The organism is Nitrosomonas marina, from assembly GCF_900111605.1.
GTDB lineage: Bacteria > Pseudomonadota > Gammaproteobacteria > Burkholderiales > Nitrosomonadaceae > Nitrosomonas > Nitrosomonas marina_A.
The window spans coordinates 52,504-60,434 of the sequence record NZ_FOIA01000022.1 but is presented as its reverse complement, the minus strand read 5'-3'; the positions used below and the strand labels follow the sequence as shown (position 1 = coordinate 60,434).

Below are 7,931 nucleotides of genomic sequence, written 5' to 3'. Positions count from 1 at the left end.
AAATCAAATTCTTGAACAGAAAAATAGTCGGAAATCCAGCTAATCGTTCCCTGGCTTGGAAAGATTCGCTTTAAGTATATTTTTAGAGATTCCCTAAACGCTGTCATTTACGGATCAACCGGAAATCCGGATTCAATGGTTCAGACAACTGAAGCGTCAGGGCGTCAGAGTGAGTGTTTTTTCTGCTTTGCCCGGCATGAAGGGTGTCGGTTTATCCGTTACCCAACTGGTATGTCCGCTACCGTAATAAGGTGATAAAAGGTGCCCGCTCTGGCCGCCAGGCATGTCAAAATACCCGCTTTCCTCTTTCCCCGGTGCAACGACCGACCGCTGCGACGCGCCAAAACTGGGCGTTTGTATCCGCGGCATGTGTATGTCGCCGGGTAACGGATCGCTGGGCATGTCGAGCCATTTTGCGATCCAAGCAGGCAAATGCGGACTCAATGGGTGCCTGATCTTCGCCATGTTTTCTTCGCCCCATGTGCGGGCGGTGATATCGTCCGCTCCCTGTTGCAAACGGGAAATAACGCGCTGAAGGCATGACAGCAGATACTCATTCCAATTATCGTGGGCTTGGGGTAACAGATGCGGAGGTTGTTTCTCAATAAGCTGCCAGAAGGCATGTTCAATCTGACTCAGGCGCGGCAGTTGAAATGCTGGATGACGTTGCTTGATCTCCGCTGTAAAGGCACGCAACAGGGTTTTAATGGCTTCCTGGCGGAAATCGCGAATAATCCTGTAGGCAACTGAATCAACGGATGCATGTCCGTTCCAGTTTCTCAGAATATCTTCGACCTGCGCAAGCAGCCCGGTATTCTCGCTATGATTTAACGTTTCCATCAGCAGTGCATGCCAGCGCACGTAGAGTAGTGCGCGATAATCGAGCTGAATCGAGAGTAAGTCTTCGGCAGAAAAATGACCACGTGCAAAAATGCTGTCTCGTATTTGCCTGGAGCGCGCGCCAAGATCATAACCCCCGTCGCCAAGAATGGCCAGCTGTTCGATATCAACAGTACGTGTATTGGCTGTCCACAAACGGCCTGATTCCGGATTGCGAATCAGCGGATAATCGTCTGGCTTCAGCCATCCCTGCCAACCGGTCTCCGGATCCGACCAATCGGCAGGCAACCGGGGATCAAAGTCTCCGATTCGTTTTGGTATACGCCCGGCTATCGTCCAGAGAATATTGCCGTGCTTGTCTCCGACAATGAAATTCTGGGGCGGCATGCCGGTTTGCCGGGCAATCTGTGCGGCATCATCAACCGTACGTGCGCTTTCCAGCTTGACCAGATCGAGATTAATGCCGCCCGGTTGAAACGCCGTCCAGGCCATCGCCAGTGGAACGCCGTCATGGTCGCGTGCGACAATCGGTCCCCACTCGGTTTCGTGAACCATGATTTCTTTTGCTGGCGCGTTGCGGACATGAATGATTTCTCGATAACTCGCCACGGATCGCCAGCCTGTGGCGCTGTCGTAACGTGATTTGTCTTCAGGATCGAATGTAATGCGCACCCAATCGATAAAATCGCCGTAGCTGTTGGTGAAGCTCCAGGCAATATGGCGGTTGGAGCCGATTACGACCGCGGGTACGCCTGGCAGTGTGATGCCGATCACGTCGGCATGACTGTGGGGCGTGCGCGCGTTATTTTCAACCGTGATCAACCGCGTTCGGAACCATAGATTCGGCACGCGCAGCGTCAAATGCATGTCGTTGGCAACCAGAGCCGCGCCGCCGGTCTTGGCGGCCAGATTTCCGGCAACGGCAAAATTATTGCTGCCGGGTATCGCTTCATCGAATTCAATCATGTTCGCCTGCACTGGCGTGTTTATTGTCCTGAGGTCGAAATCGTCAGCGGAAGGTATAGGCGGCCAATCAAGGGAATTTCCCGTTAACGGTGTATCCCATGCACCGCCGCTCGCGGTTAGAAACCGGTACAGGGTATCAGGCAATTCCGCATGCATGGTTGACAAAGCAAGTTCACGTCGGCTGTTTGGATCGTTCAGGATGACAAACATGGAGAAAATAACCAGCAGGCTGTCTTCTTCGGTCCACTGTACAGGTTGTGTGCGTGTCAGTAAGTATGGATAAGGGCGCACGGTCAAGGCGTTAAGCCCATTGTTGACACCTATGCGATAAGCTTCAAGCAATGCCTGCTGATCCGGCGGCAGTTGTTCCAGAAATTTTCGGGCGCGTGCGCGCATACGGTATTGCCGGATCTCCAGATCCAGCGGTAACGCAGCTTTACCGAAAATATCCGCCAGTTCACCGGCGGCCTGACGCCGCATCAGATCCATTTCAAAGAAGCGTTCCTGTGCATGGACATAGCCAAGCGCCCCGGCAATGTCGTACCTGTTATGTCCGGTAATCGTCACACTGCCAAGCGCGTCACGTTCAATAATGACCGCGTCTGAAAGCTCGGAAAAGTGTTTCTTGCCTTCATAAAATGGCAGACTGCCGTAAATCAGCAGCCATACACAAAGTATTAATAACAGACTGCAGCCTGCAAGTGCTGCTGCGGCACAACGGAAAAAATGTAAGGCTTTTTTCATTGTCTGTAGTGTTGATTTGTTTGAATACGCACGTACGTATGAATTAGATGCTATTCAGCCGAAAAGTTACCGTGAATGCGTAAATATGCGAAAAAGGCTGGCTGATTTAAAAAGCAGCAGGAATACAACGAAAGTCAGAATTAATCAATAGTAGTAGTGACAAAAATAATTTGGACATACCCATTTAGCGGTTCGAAATATGTTTCGCGAACCAAGCTATTTGTCAATATTTGAGAAAAAACTGTTGTTGAACGATCACAAAGTCGGTTTCCAATAATGTCAGGCATTGTTATTGAACGGCATGCTACACTTTTGTGCCGTTTAACAGAAATCACAGGAGCCCGTCGTGAAGAAGCTGACATCAGTTGTTTTGTCGGTGTGCGTTCTCGTTGTTACTTCAGCCTGCACCACAGTATCCGATCACACAACCGCAGCAGATGACAGAATCCATGTCACCATTCTGCATTTCAACGATATTTACGAAATCACCCCGGTCAGCGGCGGCAGGGAAGGTGGCATTGCGCGCGTGGCGACGCTGCGTCAACAGCTGCTGGTACGAAATCCGAATACCATCACCACACTGGGCGGCGACCTGTTCAGTCCGTCCGCGATCGGCACAGCCGAATATCAGGGTGACCGCCTGGCAGGACGGCAAATGATCGATGTGTTAAACCGTTTCGGACTGGACTACGCCACATTTGGCAATCATGAATTCGATTTGAAAGAAAGCCAGTTTCGGCAACGCATGCGGGAAGCGAAGTTTACCTGGGTGTCGAGCAATGTGTTCGATATAGGTGGCCGATCCCATGACGGCGTTTTGCAGAACCTGGTCGTGCCTGTAAACGATCCAAAAAGCGGCGAAGTTTTCAGGATCGGTTTGTTCGGGCTGACGTTGTCGGTGAATCAAGCTGATTACGTGCGCTACGACGATCCGTCAAAGGTGGCGGGCCAGCAGGTTGCGCAACTGTCCGGGCAGACCGATTTCATCATCGCGCTGACGCATCAGTCAATAGCTGACGATGTTGCGCTGGTGCAGCAAAACCCGCAGGTCGGCCTGGTCCTTGGCGGGCACGAGCATATTAACTACCAGCGCTGGCGCGGCAGCCGTTTCGCACCTATATTGAAAGGTGATGCCAATGTGCGCTCGGTGTACGTCGTCGATCTGTATTTCGATCCAGTAACCCGGCAGACTGAGGTCAAACCGGCATTTGTGCCGATCGATGAGCGGTTCGACGAAGACTCTACGGTAAAAGCAGTCGTCGACCAGTGGGTGGGTATTGCGTTTGATGCCTTTCGCCAGCAGGGTTTTGAACCGGAAAAAGTGATTGCCAATACCACAGAATCACTCGATGGCCTGGAATCCAGCGTGCGCAGTTCGCAAACCAACCTGACGCAGTTGGTAGCCGTCGGTATGCTGGGGGCATATCCCGACGCCGAACTGTCGCTGTATAACAGTGGCGCCATCCGCATCGATGATAATTTGCCGCCGGGAAAAATCACCGTATACGACGTCATTCGTATCCTGCCGTTTGGCGGCCAAGTGCAATTGGCGGCGATCAAGGGCAGCCTGTTGATCAAGACACTTGATCAGGGGCTGGCAAACAAAAACACGGGCGGGTTTTTGCAATACGCCAACGTACAACAACAGAACGGTATCTGGCTGGTCAACGGCAAACCGGTAGACGCGGCAAAAACCTACCGGCTGGCGATTAACGACTTTCTGGCATCCGGCCGGGAACGAGGGCTGGATTTCTTGAAGCCGGACAACCCCGATTTCACCATCATTCAACCTGGTGAAGGGCTGGCGTATGACATGCGGCAGTTACTGATCGATGTGCTGGCGGATTCAAAGTGATGACTGTTTTGTAATATATCGTTTTGGTGGATGGCAATTCACTTGTCCGCCCTATAAATGAATCCATGTTTTCGATTTGCAAAATTGCGGGGTTGAAATGAAGACCAGCCATCCATCAACCGTTCAGCGCATCCAGCATTGAAACTATATGCATTTTTGGCTAATATGTTATGCATCATTTGCGAGGTGAAATATGCGTACAACGATTGATTTGCCAGAGGATTTATTGAACGAAGCGATGAAGTTAACCCATACGCGCACTAAAACGGGTGTTATTGTATTGGCGCTGGAAGAATTGATTCGAAAATCAAAAATTGCAAATCTCAAGCGGTATAAAGGAATAATTGATCTGGATATTGATCTCGATACCTTACGGAATCGCGGTTAATGCGGGTTCTGGTTGATACGTCGATATGGATAGACTATTTTCGCAGTGGGGCGCATTCCGCAGCGTTGGATAATTTGATTGATGAAAATCTGCTTGTGATCAATGACATTATCCTGGCTGAACTCGTTCCTTATTTGAGGATCAAGAAGCAAACTGCTGTTATTCAATTACTCCATGAAATTAAACAGATTCCTTTGGCTATCGAATGGAAAGAAATCATTGAAATTCAGGTGAAGTGTCTGCAGGCTGGCACAAATGGCGTGGGGATTCCTGATTTGATCATCGCCCAAAATGCGATGGGCAATGATTGTCTGGTTTATTCATTGGATAAACATTTCATTTTGTTAGGCCGGGTGATGAAAATCGGTCTTTATCAGAAATAAGTCAGCGCTGTAGTGTGAATAAGTCTGCGTCATCCACCAATCTTGCACCTTGATTCCACAGCATCCGAATTCCGGTGAAACGTTGATTTTTCCGGCCTATTCGTGCTTTACATTACGTGGGGCTGCCTTCATCATGTTAAGCATTGTTTTACCTGATAATGCTTGATCTTCAAACAGGAGAGATCGATGGAAATAACGACGATTGTGGTGCTGGTTGTGCTGGCGATGTTTGTTTTTTATGTCATTGCGATTTTCAATAATCTGGTGACCAAGCGTAACCGCTACAAGAATGCGTTTGCCCAGATTGAAGTGCAGTTGAAGCGCCGATATGACTTGATTCCCAATCTGGTTGAAACCGCCAAAGGCTATTTGAAGCATGAACGGGAAACGCTGGAAAATGTGATTGCTGCGCGTAATGCGGCTGCCAATAATCTGGCTGCGGCAGCTTCGGATCCGACCAATGCCAATGCGATACGCGAGTTGATTGGTGCTGAAGGTCAACTCGCCAGCGCGATGGGCAAATTCAATGTTGTGCTGGAAGCCTATCCCGATCTTAAGGCCAATCAGAATATGATGCAATTGAGCGAAGAGCTGGTCAGCACAGAAAATAAAGTGGCTTTTGCCCGTCAGGCCTATAATGATCAGGTGATGGACTATAATAACTACAAACAGTCATTCCCGCCGGTGGTTTTTGCTAATCTGTTTGGCCATCGCGACGATGCGTCTTTGTTGGAATTTGAAGACAGCGCCCAGATCCAGGCCGCACCAAAAGTTTCATTTTAGTGCCGGGGTATGAATTTTTTTGAATTGCAGGACAGGGCACGGCATAGCACGGTCATACTGGTTGTGCTGTTTTTGCTGGCCGTTTTTACGTTGATTATCCTGACCAATCTGCTGGTGATGTTTGCGTTCGGCTATGTTAATACGCAGCAGCTGACGTTGGAAACTTTTCAGCGGCAGTTTGACTGGAATATATTTTTGAAGGTCGGCCTGGGTGTGCTGGCGATTGTGGCGTTTGGCAGTTTGTACAAAATATACAGCCTAAACGGCAGTGGCGAAAAGGTTGCCGAGCTGATGGGCGGAGAACTGATTGTCGACGCTAGCGGTAACATGTCTAAACAACGTGTACTGAATGTGGTGGAAGAGATGGCGATCGCTTCCGGCACGCCGGTGCCGCCTGTTTATCTGTTGCATGAAGATGGTATCAATGCTTTTGCGGCCGGTAATTCGCCCAGCAATGCCGTGATCGGTGTTACGCGCGGGACGATTGAGAAATTAAGCCGGGATGAATTGCAGGGCGTGATCGCGCATGAGTTCAGCCATATCTTAAATGGCGATATGAAATTAAACATCCAGCTGATCGGTATTTTGCACGGCATCATGGTTCTCGGCCTGATTGGTTACTATTTGCTGCGTACAGGCGGCCGCTCCAGAAGCAGCAGGAATGGCGGAGGTGTTGTGGCGCTGGCTCTGGGATTGGTTGTGATAGGCTACGGCGGCACTTTTTTTGGCAATTTGATCAAGGCTTCCGTAAACCGTCAGCGTGAATATCTGGCGGATGCATCTGCCGTGCAGTTTACCCGCAATCCAAACGGCATAGCCGGCGCGCTCAAACGGATTGGCAGCGACACCCTGGGTTCCACGTTACAAAATCCGAATGGTGCGGAAATCAGCCACGCGCTTTTTGGAGACGGTATCAGGCACACATTTACCAGGCTGTTCGCTACCCATCCTCCATTGGAAAAACGCATTCTTCAGATTGATCCCGATTGGAACGGGAAGTTTGATGTTCAACCAATCGCAATATTGCAGGAGGTAGAGAGATCGCCCGCGCAAGCGGCGCGCCACAAAGCAGCCGGATTAATGACCGGTGCCGCAACGGTGATGGCCGGCGGCGCCTTTGTGGACAGAATCGGCCGGCTAAACGATGCACAAATCAATTACGCGCATCAGTTGTTAAGTGAACTGCCAGCTGAAATCAAACAGGCCGCGCATGATCCGTTTGCCGCACGGGCTTTGATTTATTTTATGGTATTGGACAATGCACCGGCCATGCGCCAACAGCAGTTGCAGCATTTGGCCACAGCGGCGGACGACGGTGTATATGCCGAAACCCTCAAGCTGACAGAAAAATTTGCCAAACTGGAACTGGCGCATCGATTGCCGGTGCTGGATATTGCACTATCGACGTTGCGTCAATTGTCAAAACCGCAATATCTGGTGTTCAAAAAGAATCTCTATACACTGGTGGCGATGGATGCCCGAATTCATTTGTTTGAATGGACACTGCAGAAGATTGTAGTGCACCATCTGGATATTGCATTTGAGGAAAAGAGACAACTGTCGGGACAGTTTAAACTGGCGCAGACACAACAGGCGTGTGCCCTGGTTTTGTCTTTATTGGTGCATGCCGGCAAACCGCAAGGGGTGAGCAAGGAACATGCTTTTGCAGTGGCCAGGGAAAATCTGGCTGGATTAAATGTTTCATTATTGCCGGCTAAAGATTTAAAGCTGGATAAGGTTGATGAAGCACTGGATCAATTGGCGCAACTGGCGCCGCTGACAAAACCGTTGTTGCTCAAGGCATGTGTTAAGGCGATTGCCGCAGATGGGCAGGTGTCGGCAGCAGAAGCCGAATTGTTTCGAGCGGTTGCCGATTTGATTGATTGCCCCATGCCGCCATTGGTGGGTTGATTGCGTTAAAAACCCGCGGGGCGGATCTGTAATGTATCATTTGTCAGTACAGTCATTGAAT

Annotated in this window: 6 protein-coding genes; 5 read left to right on the top strand and 1 reads right to left on the bottom strand. The window is 50.0% G+C overall.

What is annotated here, in order from left to right; translation table 11 throughout:
- Positions 1-156: 156 nt before the first annotated feature.
- A complete protein-coding gene (locus BMY62_RS10735; protein ID WP_090659515.1) occupies positions 157-2,550 on the bottom strand; it encodes a penicillin acylase family protein in 2,394 nt (797 codons plus the stop codon).
- 346 nt (positions 2,551-2,896) lie between these two features.
- On the opposite strand from BMY62_RS10735, the gene BMY62_RS10730 reads away from it, so the two are divergent.
- The 5 genes from BMY62_RS10730 (at position 2,897) to BMY62_RS10710 (ending at position 7,870) form a co-directional block, all read left to right on the top strand.
- Positions 2,897-4,405 (top strand): bifunctional metallophosphatase/5'-nucleotidase, encoded by a 1,509-nt coding sequence (locus BMY62_RS10730; protein ID WP_256207563.1) that lies wholly within the window; start codon positions 2,897-2,899, stop codon positions 4,403-4,405.
- A gap of 193 nt (positions 4,406-4,598) precedes the next feature.
- Complete coding sequence (locus BMY62_RS10725; RefSeq protein WP_090659512.1) at positions 4,599-4,793, top strand: type II toxin-antitoxin system VapB family antitoxin; 195 nt, start codon at positions 4,599-4,601, stop codon at positions 4,791-4,793.
- Positions 4,793-5,176, top strand: coding sequence for a PIN domain-containing protein (locus tag BMY62_RS10720; RefSeq protein ID WP_090659508.1), 384 nt, complete (start codon positions 4,793-4,795; stop codon positions 5,174-5,176). The genes BMY62_RS10725 and BMY62_RS10720 overlap by 1 nt, the downstream gene beginning before the upstream one ends.
- Positions 5,177-5,362: 186 nt before the next feature.
- Positions 5,363-5,959, top strand: a complete 597-nt coding sequence (locus BMY62_RS10715) for a LemA family protein (protein WP_090659505.1) — start codon at positions 5,363-5,365, stop codon at positions 5,957-5,959.
- A gap of 9 nt (positions 5,960-5,968) precedes the next feature.
- Positions 5,969-7,870 (top strand): M48 family metallopeptidase, encoded by a 1,902-nt coding sequence (locus BMY62_RS10710; protein ID WP_090659502.1) that lies wholly within the window; start codon positions 5,969-5,971, stop codon positions 7,868-7,870.
- The last annotated feature ends 61 nt before the right edge of the window (positions 7,871-7,931 follow it).